The 14,741-nt window shown below is 64.7% G+C and carries 12 protein-coding genes; 10 read left to right on the forward strand and 2 right to left on the reverse strand.

Going from position 1 to position 14,741, the window contains the following annotated elements; all coding sequences use genetic code 11:
* Positions 1-9 precede the first annotated feature (9 nt).
* On the forward strand, positions 10-1,293 hold the full coding sequence (locus tag C2I35_RS16755) for a helix-turn-helix domain-containing protein (RefSeq protein WP_103764198.1): 1,284 nt from the start codon (positions 10-12) through the stop codon (positions 1,291-1,293).
* A 96-nt stretch (positions 1,294-1,389) separates the two neighbouring features.
* A complete protein-coding gene (ispG, locus tag C2I35_RS16760) occupies positions 1,390-2,523 on the forward strand; it encodes a flavodoxin-dependent (E)-4-hydroxy-3-methylbut-2-enyl-diphosphate synthase (protein WP_103764199.1) in 1,134 nt (377 codons plus the stop codon).
* 39 nt (positions 2,524-2,562) lie between these two features.
* Here ispG and C2I35_RS16765 read toward each other — a convergent pair whose 3' ends face one another.
* Positions 2,563-3,315, reverse strand: a complete 753-nt coding sequence (locus tag C2I35_RS16765; RefSeq protein ID WP_103764200.1) for a DsbA family protein — start codon at positions 3,313-3,315, stop codon at positions 2,563-2,565.
* Between the two features lie 213 nt (positions 3,316-3,528).
* Here C2I35_RS16765 and C2I35_RS16770 point away from each other — a divergent pair, with 213 nt between their 5' ends.
* From C2I35_RS16770 to C2I35_RS16795, 6 genes are all read left to right on the forward strand, one after another.
* A complete protein-coding gene (locus C2I35_RS16770) occupies positions 3,529-4,740 on the forward strand; it encodes an N-acetylmuramoyl-L-alanine amidase (RefSeq protein ID WP_103764201.1) in 1,212 nt (403 codons plus the stop codon).
* 88 nt (positions 4,741-4,828) lie between these two features.
* Positions 4,829-7,351, forward strand: a complete 2,523-nt coding sequence (locus tag C2I35_RS16775) for a penicillin-binding protein 1A (protein ID WP_103764202.1) — start codon at positions 4,829-4,831, stop codon at positions 7,349-7,351.
* Positions 7,352-7,449: 98 nt separating this feature from the next.
* A complete protein-coding gene (gene prfB, locus C2I35_RS16780) occupies positions 7,450-8,580 on the forward strand; it encodes a peptide chain release factor 2 (protein ID WP_103764203.1) in 1,131 nt (376 codons plus the stop codon).
* On the forward strand, positions 8,573-9,397 hold the full coding sequence (locus C2I35_RS16785) for a hypothetical protein (protein WP_146050059.1): 825 nt from the start codon (positions 8,573-8,575) through the stop codon (positions 9,395-9,397). The genes prfB and C2I35_RS16785 overlap by 8 nt, the downstream gene beginning before the upstream one ends.
* Positions 9,387-10,799 (forward strand): amidase, encoded by a 1,413-nt coding sequence (locus C2I35_RS16790; protein WP_103764205.1) that lies wholly within the window; start codon positions 9,387-9,389, stop codon positions 10,797-10,799. The genes C2I35_RS16785 and C2I35_RS16790 overlap by 11 nt, the downstream gene beginning before the upstream one ends.
* A 72-nt stretch (positions 10,800-10,871) precedes the next feature.
* Positions 10,872-11,711 carry a DUF2189 domain-containing protein gene (locus C2I35_RS16795; protein ID WP_103764206.1) on the forward strand — a complete coding sequence of 280 codons (840 nt, stop codon included), beginning with the start codon at positions 10,872-10,874 and terminating at the stop codon, positions 11,709-11,711.
* 2 nt (positions 11,712-11,713) lie between these two features.
* Here the strand turns inward: C2I35_RS16795 and mazG are convergent, their stop codons facing one another.
* A complete protein-coding gene (gene mazG, locus C2I35_RS16800) occupies positions 11,714-12,526 on the reverse strand; it encodes a nucleoside triphosphate pyrophosphohydrolase (protein WP_103764207.1) in 813 nt (270 codons plus the stop codon).
* A 64-nt stretch (positions 12,527-12,590) separates the two neighbouring features.
* On the opposite strand from mazG, the gene C2I35_RS16805 reads away from it, so the two are divergent.
* Together C2I35_RS16805 and speB are read left to right on the forward strand one after the other, a co-directional pair.
* On the forward strand, positions 12,591-13,760 hold the full coding sequence (locus C2I35_RS16805) for a M20 aminoacylase family protein (protein WP_103764208.1): 1,170 nt from the start codon (positions 12,591-12,593) through the stop codon (positions 13,758-13,760).
* A 16-nt stretch (positions 13,761-13,776) separates the two neighbouring features.
* A complete protein-coding gene (speB, locus tag C2I35_RS16810; protein ID WP_103764209.1) occupies positions 13,777-14,739 on the forward strand; it encodes an agmatinase in 963 nt (320 codons plus the stop codon).
* Positions 14,740-14,741 lie beyond the last annotated feature (2 nt).

Below are 14,741 nucleotides of genomic sequence, written 5' to 3' on the forward strand. Positions count from 1 at the left end.
CAGAACCTGATGATAGGGTTCCGATCCAAGCGGAGTACGGACGAGACCGGGGGTGAGCCGCGCGGCTTCGACGCCTTCGAGCTTCGTCTTGGCGACCTCATGCGCGGCGAACGCGCGACCATCGGTAAATCCCTTCTCGACGTGGAGCGCGAGCTTCGCATCAAGGCCTCGTATATCGCGGCGATCGAGAATTGTGATCCGGACGCTTTCGACACGCCGGGGTTCATCCCCGGGTACGTCCGGTCCTACGCTCGTTACCTGAACATGGATCCCGACAGGGCCTTTGCGGGCTTCTGCGCGGAAAGCGGCTTTTCCATTGCGCACGGCATGTCTGCCGAGGCCAGCAGTATCCGCCGCCCGGATGCAGGGCCGCTGCGCCGGCAGCCGCGCAAGGAAGACCCCATCGCCCTGCCCAAGACACCCTTCGTGCCGGCCACGGAATCGTTTCTGGCGCGGATCGAGCCCGGTGCGATCGGTTCGGTCATGGTTCTGGCCCTGCTGATCGGTGGGCTGGGATATGGCGGATGGAGCATTCTGAACGAAGTGCAGCGCGTCCAGTTCGCGCCGGTGGAAAATACGCCCGCGGTTCTGAGCGACCTTGACCCGCTCGACGGGGCCGGTGTCGCGGCTGCGGACAACAGTGGCGAGACGCAGGAGAATGACCCTGCAACGACCGCATCGGTGTTCAACGCCCCGCGGGACGAGCGGCTGGATCGGCTGTACCGTCCCGAGGCGCTTGAGGTTCCGGTCATGATCGCGCGGGATGCGCCGATCTCGACTCTCAACCCGGCCGAAATGGGCGCGTTCAGCGGCGACCTGCCGGAAGCGGACCGGACATCGCCCGACTATGCCTCGGCAACGGCGGGCGCGACCCAGGTCACCGAAGTTCAGGAGCCTCAGCCTCAGAACCAGCCGCGTCAAAGCCCGCAGGTCCTGGCCGAACAACCGGCGGGCGTGAAGATGGTTGCCGTGCGCCCCGCCTGGGTGCGCGTGCAGGCCCCGGACGGCAGCGTGATCTACGAAACGATCATGAATGCGGGCGACACGTGGGATGTGCCTGTGATGGAAGACGCGCCGACGATCCGGATCGGCGAAAGCGGTGCCATATATTTCGCGGTCAACGGCGTGCATCACGGCCCGGCCGGGCAACGCGGGCAGGTGACATCCGGTCTTCCGCTCGATTCCCAGATGCTTGCAGATGCCTTGCCTGTTGCAAACCTGGAGGCGGACCAGGACCTGTCGCGTTACGTCGCCGAGCTTGAGGCCCGCGCCGAGACGCCGATCCAGGATTGATCGCGCAGGGGCGGCAAATCTTGGCGACCGCATTGTCATCCACGATCGGCCTGCTTACGTTTGGCGTGACAAGCACACTTGGCTGAAGGCGCAAAGATGTCCCTGAACCACATTCGTCCATGGCGTAACATTTACCGTCGCACAAGCCGCCGGATCATGGTGGGCGATGTCCCCGTCGGGGGCGATGCGCCGATCAGCGTGCAGACGATGACCAATACCGCCACGACGGACATCCCGGGCACCATCGCGCAGGTTCAGGCCGCCGCGGATGCCGGTGCCGACATCGTGCGTATCTCGGTGCCGGATGAGGACAGCTCGAGGGCTTTGAAGGAAATCGTCCGCGAAAGCCCGGTGCCGATCGTGGCGGACATCCACTTTCACTATCGCCGCGGCATCGAGGCGGCCGAGGCGGGTGCGGCCTGCCTGCGGATCAACCCCGGCAATATCGGCAGTCAGGACCGTGTGCGCGAAGTGATCAAGGCGGCGCGCGACCACGGCTGTTCCATGCGCATCGGCGTGAATGCCGGGTCGCTGGAAAAGCACCTGTTGGACAAGTATGGCGAGCCCACGCCCGAGGCGATGGTGGAATCGGGGCTGGACCATATCAAGGTTCTGGAAGACAACGATTTTCACGAGTTCAAGATCAGCTGCAAGGCGTCGGACGTGTTCATGGCTGCCGCCGCCTACCAGGCGCTGGCGGAGGCGACCGACGCGCCGATCCACCTCGGGATCACCGAGGCGGGGGGGCTGACCTCGGGCACGATCAAGAGCGCGATCGGTCTTGGCAACCTGCTGTGGATGGGCATCGGCGACACGATCCGGGTCAGCCTATCGGCCGATCCGGTCGAAGAGGTCAAGGTCGGCTACGAGATCCTGAAGTCGCTGGGCCTGCGGCATCGCGGGGTCAACATCATTTCCTGCCCCAGCTGCGCGCGGCAGGGCTTTGACGTGATCAAGACGGTCGAAACGCTGGAACAACGGCTGGAGCACATCAAGACGCCGATGAGCCTGAGTATCATCGGATGCGTGGTCAACGGGCCGGGCGAGGCGCTGATGACCGATGTCGGCTTTACCGGCGGCGGCGCGGGCAGCGGCATGGTCTACCTGGCCGGCAAGGCCAGCCACAAGATGTCGAATGACCAGATGATCGAGCATATCGTCGAAGAGGTCGAAAAGAAGGCCGCCGCGTTGGAGGCCGAGGGAGCGGAAGAGCCGCAAGCTGCGGAATAAGTATATATTGCAGCGGCTTGCAGATGGTTCTTCGCGCGGTCACCCGCCGTTGCGGATATCCTCTGCGATCAATTCCATCTCGGCTTGCGGGACATAGCCGCGCAGCATCTGGTTTTCCATCACGAAGGACGGCGTGCCGGAAATCTGAAGGGCGCGGCCAAGCGCGTGGTTGGTCTCGATCACCTCGGAGACGGCGTCGCTTCCCATTTCCGCGATGATTTCGTCGAACGGAAGGCCGAGCGGTTCGGCGATCCGGCGCAGTGCCGGTTCGGTGATATCACCGGAATAGGCAATCAGTGCCTCGCTGACGGAATGATAGGCCTCATCCCCGGCCACCTGCCGGGTTGCGATGGCAAAGCGCGAGGCGGTCACCGACTGTTCGCCAAGAATGGGAAACTCCTTCAGCACGAAGCGGATGTTGCCGTCTTCTTCCAGCAGGTTGGTCACCTCGGGGTGGGCGCGTTTGCAGTAGCCGCAACGGTAGTCGATGAACTCGACCAGGGTGATGTCGCCCTCGGGATTGCCGCCGACCCAGGAACTGTCGTCGTTGAAGAGCGCGTCCGCGTTTTCCGCGACAAGGTCCTGATCGTTTTGCGCCTGCGCCTCGGCCTCGCGCTGTTCCAGGACCGAGACGGCCTCCATGATCACTTCCGGATTTTCCAGAAGGTAGGCGCGAATTTCCTCGCGAAAGGCTTCGCGTTCGGCGTCGGACATGGACTCGAGGTCGAGCGCGCTGACGGGCAGGGCGCAACTCAAGGTCAGGGCGGTCGCTGAGACAAGGCGGCGGATCATCCGGGGCTCTCCTGTACGTAAGACGTGGCATGTGTCGGGTTTCAGAGCGATAAGGTCAAGGCGTTATAGGTCCGATCCCCTGATCGTGATGAATGGCGTGGATGCCGTTTGGGACCGGACGTACCGTCAGAGCAGCGAAAAAGCGGGCTGTGGGAATCGCCGGGGCTGGTGTAAGGTGTGGTTCAACAAGACCGATGAAAGCGGCTGAGCAGTATGATCCGGGTGTTTCTGGCTTTGATGATGTGCCTTTGGGCAATGGGTGCGAACGCGCAGTCCTTTGGCGGGCTGGCGCGTGTCGACATGGAGGGATCGCGCCTGTCGGACACGCGGCAGGGGCTGGTTCTGGAACTGGCGCTGAGCCAGGGCGTGCCGTGGCGCGTGTTCACGCTGGACGCGCCGGAACGGCTGGTGGTCGACTTCCGCGAAGTGGACTGGCGCGGCGTGGACGGTACGCTTTTGGACATGGCGGAGCGTGCGCGCGAGGTGCGCGTGGGGTCGTTTCAGCCCGGCTGGTCCCGCATGGTGGTCGCGCTGACGGGGCCGTTTGGCATCGAGGCCGCGGATATGGCGTTGGATGCGGAAGCCGGCACGGCGCAGCTTGTGATCGAACTGGAGGAGACGTCACCAGAGACGTTCGCCGCAGCCGCTGGAGCGCCAGACCTGCCGGGTTGGGATTTGCGCAAGGCCTCTGGTCTGGATCGCATGGAAAAGGATGCGGACAAACCCTTTACCGTGGTGATCGACCCGGGCCATGGCGGGATCGATCCGGGGGCCGAAAAGGATGGTCTGGCGGAAAAGGATCTGATGTTGGCGCTGGCGCGGGAAATGAAAGATGTGCTGGTGCGCGACGCCGACATCCGGGTGGTTCTGACGCGCGAGGATGACAGCTTCGTCTCGCTGGAACGGCGCGTGGCCATCGCGCACCAGGTCCGCGCGGATTTGTTCCTGTCGCTTCATGCCGATGCGCTGAGCGAGGGGCGGGCGCATGGTGCGACCGTCTATACCCTGTCCGACAGCGCGTCCGACAAGGCCTCCGAGGCGCTGGCCGAACGGCATGACCGGGCCGACCTGCTGGCCGGGATCGACCTGACCGGCTCGGATGACACGGTCGCCGACGTGCTGATGGACCTGGCCCGGTTGGAAACACAGCCCCGTGCAGGCCAGCTTGCCAAGGCGATCCAACTGGGCATTCGCGAGAACGGCCTGCCCTTGAATTCGCGGCCCATGAGGATGGCGGGATTTTCGGTGCTGAAGTCGCCGGATATCCCGTCGGTGCTGCTGGAGGTGGGTTTTCTCAGTTCCGACCGTGACCGGGCGAATATCGCCGACAAGGCCTGGCGGGACCGGATGGCACAGGCGGTCAGCGACGCGGTCGTCGCCTGGAGAATGGCCGACGCCGCCAATGCCGAACTGGTGCGGCAATGAGGCGCTTATGGTCGTCCCACGCGGGAATGTGTTTTGACGCGCTTTGCGGCGACGACTATATGAGGGCGACTTTGAAAGGACCTTTGTCTTGTTGAGACCCATCACCACTTTCCTTGGCACCATCTTCAGCCTCGTGACGCTTGTTGTCGTGGTGATCGCGCTGTCGATCGGCGCGGTGTTTCATATCTATGGCAAGGATCTTCCCAGCCACGAAAGCCTGGCCAATTACACCCCCCCGACGATCAGCCGGATCTATTCGGGCGAGGGGCGCATCATCGACGAGTTCAGCCGCGAGCGGCGGCTGTTCACCCCGGCGGAGGATATTCCCGACCTCGTGAAGCAGGCGTTCATCTCGGCCGAGGACAAGAATTTCTACAACCATGGTGGCTATGACGCGCGCGGGATCGCCGCGGCGGTGGTCGAGGCGGTGCGGTCGCGCGGGCAGAACGTACGCGGCGCGTCCACCATCACCCAGCAGGTGATGAAGAACTTCCTGTTGTCCGGCGACCGGCGCATCGAGCGCAAGATCAAGGAGATCATCCTGGCCACGCGGATCGAGGAGACGCTGAGCAAGGAAGACATCCTCGAGCTTTACATGAACGAGATCTTCCTCGGTCAGAATTCCTATGGCGTGACGGCGGCGGCGCAGACCTATTTCAACAAGCCCCTGCGGGAACTGGCCCCGCACGAGGCGGCGTTCCTGGCGTCGATGCCAAAGGCGCCGTCGGATTATCATCCGGTGCGCGAAGCAGAGCGGCTGATGTCGCGGCGCAACTTCGTTCTGAAGGAGATGTACGAGAACGGGTACATCGACGAGGCGAGTTACGAGACCGAGGTGGCGATGCCGCTCAAGTCGGTTCAGAACGGCGATTTCGAACCGTTTTCCGCCCAGCTGCCGCCGCGCGATTATTTCACCGACGAGATCCGCCGCCAACTGAGCCAGGATTTCGGCGAAGGCGAGTTCTTTTCCGGCGGGCTGGCCGTGCGGGCCACGATCGACCGCGAATTGCAGAACATCGCGGCGGAGGCCCTGCGCGAACAGCTGGAAACCTATGACCGCGGCACGGGCCGGTGGCGCGGGACGGGCAAGACCCTGCCCGCCGAGGCGCTGGAAAGCGAAGAGGCATGGCGCGCGGCGCTGGCCGACACGCGGGTCGCGCGCGACATCGAACTTGACGGGACATGGTACCCCGCCGTGATCCTGGAGATCGGGGACCAGCAGATGCGTCTGGGCATCGAAGGGGTCGAGGAGACCGAGGCCGAGCCCCACGTGGTTCCGCGCGACGATATCGCCTGGTTGCCCGGCAACTTCCAGCAAACCTTCGAGCGGGGCGAGATCGTCCATGTGCGGCGCATGACAGCCGACAGCGATGGCAGCTTTATACGCTGGACGCTGCGGCAGGTGCCGCAGGTGCAAGGCGGGTTCGTTGCGATGGACGTCAACACCGGCCGCGTGCTGGCGATGCAGGGCGGGTTTTCCTATCAGCACTCGGTCTTCAACCGCGCCACGCAGGCCAAGCGCCAGCCCGGATCGAGCTTCAAGCCCTTCGTCTACGCCTCCGCGCTGGATAGCGGCTATACGCCCGCGACGATCGTCGTGGACGCCCCGATCGAGATCAACACGCCGCAGGGTCTGTGGCGGCCCAAAAACTCGTCGAACAAGTTCTACGGACCGACACCGCTGAGGACGGGGATCGAGCAGTCGCGGAACCTGATGACGGTCCGCCTGGCCGAAGAGGTCGGCATGGAGACGGTGGCGCGCTATGCCGAGAAATTCGGTGTCTATGACAACATGAAACCGTTCCTGGCAAACGCGTTGGGGTCGGAGGAGACCACGCTATATAAAATGGTGGCGGCCTATTCGATGTTCGCCAATGGCGGTGAGCGGGTCCAGCCGACGCTGGTGGACCGGGTGCAGGACCGCTATGGCCGCACTGTTTACCGTCACGACACGCGCGATTGCACCGATTGCAACGATCCGGGTATCCCGCGGTCGCGCGGCCCGCGGATCGTGTCCGATCGTGAACGCGTGATGGATCCGGTGACGGCCTATCAGCTGACCTCGATGATGAAGGGTGTGGTTGACCGGGGCACGGCCCGCGGTGCGATCAACCTGCCGGTGCCGATCGCCGGCAAGACCGGCACCACCAACGATGCGCGCGACGTGTGGTTCGTGGGCTTTTCATCCACCATCGCGGCGGGCTGTTACATCGGTTATGACCAGCCGCGCGGCATGGGGCGGGGCGCTTACGGGTCGTCGATGTGCGGTCCGGTCTTCCAGGCGTTCATGGAGAAGGCGATCGAGAAATACGGTGGCTCCAACTTCAAGGTGCCCGAGGGCTGTGACTTTATCAACATCGACCGGTATTCCGGCTCGCGTCTGCCCGAGGGCGCATCCGGCGCGAACGTGGTGTCAGAATGTTTCCGCGAGGGCGAAGACCCGCTTTTCGGGATCACCTTCGATGGCGGTTACGCGATGGGCGGCGATTTCGACCTGTTCCAGGCGGGAGAGACCGAGCAGGTGCGCGAGGTTACCACGTCGACCGGCGACAAGGCGCAGGTCGGGCAGAAATCCAGCTTTGGCAACATGAGCTCGGGCGGCCTGTACTGACGGGCCGGCCGGCTGCTTCGCACAGGTGCGCGTGATCTTGTCCGCGGCGAAGGGCCTTGATATCACCAAGCCCTGAGCAGACCAAGGACACCGCCCAAATGCGCGCCGAGATACAGACACTTGTTTCCGAGATCGAAACTTCGCTGGAGCTGTTGCGTCAGCGGATGGCGTGGGAGACCGCGCAGCACCGGCTGGAAGAGTTCAACGCCCGCGTCGAGGACCCCAACCTGTGGGACGACCCGACAAAGGCGCAGGCGTTGATGCGTGAGCGGCAGGCGCTGGTCGATGCCATCGAAACGCATGATTCCATCAAGGCGGAGCTGGAAGACCAGACCGGCCTGATCGAGCTGGGCGAGATGGAAGAGGACGACGAGGTCGTGTCCGAGGCCGAGGAGGCGCTGCGGCGTCTGGCCAAGAGGGCGGCGGCGAAGGAGCTGGAGGCGCTGCTGAACGGCGAGGCCGACAGCAACGACACCTTCCTGGAAATCAACGCGGGCGCGGGCGGCACGGAAAGCTGCGACTGGGCCAACATGCTGGCGCGGATGTATGTCCGCTGGGCCGAGCAGCATGGCTACAGCGTCGAGCTGCAGTCCGAGACGCCGGGCGACGAGGCCGGGATCAAGTCTGCGGCCTACAAGATCAGCGGGCACAACGCTTATGGCTGGCTGAAATCCGAATCGGGCGTGCACCGGTTGGTGCGTATTTCGCCCTACGATTCGGCAGCCAAGCGGCACACGTCTTTCAGCTCTGTCTGGGTGTACCCGGTGGTCGACGACAATATCGAGATCGAGGTCAATCCCAGCGATATCCGCATCGACACCTATCGCAGTTCCGGCGCGGGCGGTCAGCACGTGAACAAGACCGACTCGGCGGTGCGGATCACGCACCATCCCACGGGGATTGTCGTGACCAGTTCGGAAAAATCGCAGCACCAGAACCGCGATATCGCCATGAAGGCGCTGAAATCGCGGCTGTACCAGCTGGAGCTGGACAAGCGGAATGCCGATATCAACGCCGCGCACGAGGCCAAGGGCGATGCCGGCTGGGGCAACCAGATCCGGTCTTACGTGCTGCAACCCTACCAGATGGTGAAGGACCTGCGCACCGGGCACGAGACCAGCGACACCAAGGGCGTGCTGGACGGGGACCTGGACCCATTCATGGCCGCCACGCTGGCGCTGGACGTGTCGGGCAAGTCCCGCGCCGAGGCGCAGGGCGAGGATGTCTAGCGCTCTGGCCGCAGCGAGCGTCGTACTGACGCTGGCCGCGGGCGGCTTGCGCGCGCAGGAAGACACTCTGGGTGAGGTATTGGCAGACCATGGCTGCGTGGTTGGACCGTCGGAAGTCACGGCCGATGACGGTTTACCACGGGAATTGCGCGACGAATTGATAGCCTATGCCGAAACGGCATTGGACGCCGGACAGGCGAAGCGGCAGGGCGAGTGGATCGTGCTGGGACCGGAGCTGTGCACCATCCGTCCGCCGGAAATCGACAGCGCTTACGACATCACCGCGCCCGTCGTTGCGCGGAGTATCAGCGCCGTCGATGCCTATGCGGAGTTCGAGGAATACGGCTGTTTTGTCGCGAGCGAGGAGATGCAGCAGGATCTGATGGAGCAGGACGGCTTGACCCGCGACGCGGCGGCGGTCGTGTATCTCGAGGTTCTTGCCGAGGGCGTCCGCTCGGGCCAGGTCAGCTTTTTCTCCGACGATCCGCTGCGCACGCCGATGGGGTTTCAAGTTCTGACGGGCGAGTGTGCGGATGTGCCAAGGATCGACGACATCCGGCGCAGCCAGGCGCTGATGCTGGAGCATTTCGACACGCTGGTGCGCGATAATGCGAGCCGCGTGACCTGCGAGGCGAACGGCGCGCCGGTCACCGTCGAGGTGGGGCAGACGCTGACGGATCTCACGAACGGTGAGGCGGTCAACGCCTGGACGATGATGGACATGCTGATGCTGGCGATCGGCGCAGGCTGGGTCGAGGGGATCAGCGCAACCGAGCGCGGCACCCCGCGTCCGCCGATCTGTTCCTATGACGAGTGATCCGCTGACATTGAGCGCGGCGGATCAGGTGGATGCGATCCGCGCGGGACGGTTGCGCGCGACCGATCTGATGGCGGCGACACTGGACCGGATCGATGCCGTGAATGGCCCGCTCAATGCCATCGTGTCGATGCGCGACCGGGAGACGCTGTTGAACGAGGCCCGGGCGGCGGACAAGGCCGAGGCCAAAGGCCCGCTGCACGGTTTGCCACTCGCGGTAAAGGATCTGGCCGATGCCGCGGGATTGCCGACCAGCCATGGCTCGCCTGCGTTTGCCGGGCAGATCGCCACCGGGGACAGTCCGCATATCGCACCGCTGAGGGCGGCGGGCGCGGTCGTGATCGGCAAGACCAATACGCCGGAATTCGGGTTGGGCAGCCACACGTACAACCCCGTTCACGGGGTCACCGCGAACCCCTATGAGCTTTCGCACAGTTGTGGCGGGTCGTCCGGTGGTGCCGCCGTGGCGCTGGCGGCGGGGATGCTGTCGGTTGCGGATGGCTCTGACATGATGGGCAGCCTGCGCAACCCGGCGGGGTGGAACAACGTCTACGGGATGCGCCCCAGCTGGGGTAGGGTGCCGGGCGGGGCGGAGGGTGATCTCTTCCTGCATCGGCTATCGACCAATGGGCCGATGGCCCGCTGCCCCGGCGACCTTGCGTTATTGCTGGACGTGATGTCGGTGCCGCAGGCGGGCGTCGTGCCCGGGCCGGAGTTTGCGCCGGTAGGCGCGCTGCGTGGCGAAGCGGCAGGCTTGCGCGTGGCGTGGCTGGCGGATTGGAACGGCGCATTGCCGTTCGAAGGCGGTATCCTGTCCCTGTGCGAGGCGGCGCTGGATGTGCTGGGGCGGGTGGGCTGCACCGTGGACAGCCCCGCGGCGCCGTTTTCCCACGAGGCGCTGTGGCAGTCCTGGACCACGTTGCGCAGCTGGGCCATCGCGTCGGACAAGTCGCCAATGTACGAAGACGACACGCTGCGCGGGCATCTCAAGCCCGAGGCGATCTGGGAGATCGAGCAGGGCCGCGCGCTGTCGGCGCTGGACGTGCACGCGGCGAGTGTGCTGCGGTCCGACTGGCTGCGCGCCGCCGACGCTTTTTTCGAGCGGTTTGATGTGATCGCGCTGCCGACAGCACAGGTCTGGCCATTCGACAAGACGCTGGACTGGCCGAAGACGGTCGCCGGGCAGGGGATGGACACCTATCATCGTTGGATGGAGGTGGTTGTGCCGGCGAGCCTGCTGGGTCTGCCAGCGGTCGCAGTGCCAGCCGGGTTCGGGCCGCAGGGCCTGCCGATGGGGCTGCAACTGATCGGGCGGCACGGCGACGATGCGCGCCTGCTGGAGCTGGCCGAGGCCTACCATCGGGAAACGCTCTGGCCACAAACCTGCCCTCCGGCGCTTTGATCGTCGGACGGTCAAATTGAGCTTTGTCAGGATCAGTGGTGGCGGTAAGCTTTCGGTCCAAGGGAGGATGACATGGCAAAGAGGGAGAAGCCCGAACAACCCTTGGGCGTTCCGCCGATGGGAGCCGTCACCTGGGGCATGCTGAGCCGCGCCCTTGCCCGAAGCTGGCAGGATATGCGCCGCGCGCCCGGCTACGCGATCCTGTTCGCGGGCGTTTACGTCGCCATCGGCTGGTTCATGATCTGGGTCACGTGGGTGACGGGGCAGACATACTGGCTGATCTTCGCCGCCGTGGGCTTTCCGCTGGTGGGGCCCTTCGCTGCGGTCGGCCTCTACGAGGTCAGTCACCGGCTGGAGAACGGCACGCCGCTCGTGGCACGGGACATCCTGGGCGTGATCTTTGACCAGCGGCACCGGCAATTGCCGTCGATCTGCGCCGTGGTGATCGTGGTGTTCCTGTTCTGGTTCTTCCTGGCGCACATGATCTTCGCGTTGTTCCTGGGCTTTTCGACCATGACCAACGTGTCCTCGACCTACGATATCTACCTGACGCGCGAAGGCCTGACGATGCTGGCCGTCGGGGGCGCCGTGGGCGCGGCCTTCGCGATGCTGCTCTATTCGATGACGGTTATCGCGTTGCCGCTTCTACTGGACCGAGAGGTTGATTTCGTGACGGCGATGATCACCAGCATACAGACCGTGGCCGGCAACCCCGGCCCGATGCTGGGCTGGGCCGTGATCGTGGCAGTTTTGACGTTTGTCGCTCTTTTGCCGGCGTTCCTGGGGCTTTTCGTGGTTCTGCCGCTTCTGGGGCATGGAACCTGGCACCTTTATCGCCAAATCGTCGCCGCTGGAACGCGGGAGGAAAACGCCGGCTTTGACCGGCAACAGGATGGTGCCACGGCAACCTGATCTCAGGCTTTCTCCTCGCGCTTGGCCTGGTCCCAGAGCGTGTCCATCTCGGCCAGACCGGACTCTTGCGGCGTTTTGCCCTGTTCGGACAGCAACGCCTCGATCCGTTCGAACCGGCGGGTGAACTTGGCGTTGGCGCGGCGCAGGGCCTGTTCGGGGTCGACCTTCATATGCCGCGCGAGGTTGGCCATGACGAAGAGAAGATCGCCGAATTCCTCCTCGACCTCGTCCGGGCCGAGCGTGTCGGCGGCTTCTTGCAACTCGTGCGCTTCCTCGGTGATCTTGTCGAGCACGTGCGAGGCGTCGGGCCAGTCGAAGCCCACCCGCGCCGCGCGTTTCTGCAGTTTTACCGCGCGCATGAGCGCCGGCAGGCCGACCGCGACGCCATCCAGAACACCGGTCTGGGCCTTGGCCGCCCGTTCGGCCGCCTTGACGGTTTCCCAGTCGCGGGTCTGCTCTTCGGCGGACTTGTCGCGGCTTTCATCGCCAAAGACATGCGGGTGGCGGGCCACCATCTTGTCGGCGATGCCGTTGGCCACGTCATCGAAATCGAACAATCCCTTGTCGTCGGCGATCTGGGCGTGGAACACGGCCTGCAACAGCAGGTCGCCAAGCTCGTCGCGCAGCTCGTTCCACTGGCCGCGCTCGATGGCGTCGGCGACCTCGTAAGCTTCCTCGATGGTGTAGGGGGCGATGGTGCCGAAATCCTGTTCGATGTCCCACGGGCAGCCGGTGTCGGGATCGCGCAGCGACCGCATGATCGCGCGCAGCCGGGGCATCCCGCCCTTGGGATCATGGATCAGGTCATCGGGCATTGCACCCTCCTTGGTTCTGGCGTTGAGTGGACCCTGACCGCAGAGCAAAGAGGAGTCCAGACGCTTGGCCATCATCAACCGGATCGCGGGGTTCGCAGACGACATGACGGCATGGCGCAGGCATCTGCACCAGCGGCCCGAACTTGGGTTTGACTGCTTCGAGACCGCGGCCTTCGTTGTGGAGCGGTTGCGGGAGTTCGGGGTCAGCGAGATCGAGACCGGGATTGCCCGGACCGGCGTGGTGGCGGTGATCGAGGGGCAGGGGCAGGGGCCGACCATCGGGCTGCGCGCCGACATGGACGCGCTGCCAATAGAGGAAACGACCGGCGTGCCCCATGCCTCGCAGACGCCAGGCGCGATGCATGCATGCGGGCATGACGGGCACACCACGATGCTGTTGGGCGCGGCGCGGTACCTGGCCGAGACGCGCAATTTCAAAGGTCGCGTTGCGCTGATCTTTCAGCCCAGCGAGGAGGCGGGGCCGGGCGGTGGGCGGATCATGGTCGAGGAAGGCATCATGGAGCGATTCGGGATCGAACAGGTCTATGCCCTGCACACCATGCCGGGGGATGCCGAAGGGCGGTTCAGCACCACGCCGGGGCCGATCATGGCGGCGGTGGACACGTTCCACATCGATATCACCGGGCAGGGCGGGCACGGCGCCTTTCCGCATCACACACGCGACCCGGTCGTGGCGGCGGCGGGGATGGTGCAGGCGATCCAGACCATCGTCAGCCGTAACCACCACGCGTTGCAGGACCTGGTCGTGTCGGTGACCCAGATCCACACCGGCAGCGCCGAGAATATCGTGCCCGAGACGGCCTATGTGAACGGCACGATCCGCACCTTTGCGCCGGAGGTGCAACAGATGGTGCACACGCGGCTGGAAGAGATCATCGCGGGGCAGGCGGCCTCTTACGGGGTCGAGGCGGCCTTGCGGATCGAGACAGGCTATCCGGCGACGGTGAACCATGTTGACCAGACGGCCTTTGCCGCCGAAGTCGCGGGCGAGGTGTCGGGCGCGGGCATGGTGAAGACCGACCGCCAGCGCGAGATGGGGGCAGAGGATTTCGCCTTCATGCTGAACGCGCGGCCCGGGGCCTACCTGTTCCTGGGGCAGGGCGAGGGGCCGGCGCTGCATCATCCCGGCTTTGATTTCAACGACAGAGTGGCGCCTGTTGGCGCGTCGTTCTTTGCCCGGCTGGTGGAGCGGGCGCAGCCGCTGAACGGATAATAAGGAGGCAACGAAGATGGCGCTTGAGGATGCGAAGAAACAGGTGGACCAGGCGTTCACGCGGGACGACCTGCGCGGCCTTTCGTTCGAGAACGCCTTTGGCGGCGCGCCGTCCTTTCTGCGGCGGAAATACAGCAAGTACCTGGAGGGCGTGGACGTGGCCATCACCGGCATCCCGTTCGACCAGGCCGTGACCAATCGCACCGGCACGCGGCTGGGGCCACGGGCGGTGCGTGAGGCGTCGAGCCTGCAGCCCTACGATCCGCCCATCTACTGGGACGGCTACAGCCCGCTGGAGGCGCTGGCGATCGTGGATTACGGCGATATGGCGTTCGATTATGCCAAGGTGTCGGAGTTTCCCGCCGCCCTGACCGCGCATATCCGTGGCATCCTGAAAGGCGGCGCGGCCAGCATCGCGATCGGCGGCGATCATTATATCTCGTTCCCGATCCTTCGCGCCTATGCCGAGAAATACGGGGCCCTGTCCCTGCTGCATTTCGATGCGCATTCCGACACCTGGGCGGATGACGACATGGAGCGGATCGACCACGGCACCATGTTCTACAAGGCGGTGAAGGAAGGGCTGGTGGACCCTGCACGTTCTATCCAGGTGGGGATCCGCACGGTGAACGAGGATAACCTGGGCGTGCCGACCCTGACGGCGCGGGAGGTGCACGAGATGGGGCCCGCCGCCGTGGCCGCGCGGATCAAGGATGTGCTGGGCGACGCGTCGACCTACATGACCTTCGATATCGACTGTCTCGACCCGGCGTTTGCGCCGGGGACGGGCACGCCGGTCTGGGGCGGGCTGGCCAGTTGGCAGGCCGCCGCGATCCTGCGCGATATCGCGGGGATCAACCTTGTGGGCGGGGACATGGTCGAGGTCTCGCCGCCGTTCGACACGACCGGGGCCACGGCCATCGCCGGCGCGCATGTGGTGATGGAGATGCTGTGCCTCTGGGGCTGGACGCGGCGATAGAG

The organism is Roseovarius confluentis (assembly GCF_002917925.1).
GTDB lineage: Bacteria > Pseudomonadota > Alphaproteobacteria > Rhodobacterales > Rhodobacteraceae > Roseovarius > Roseovarius confluentis.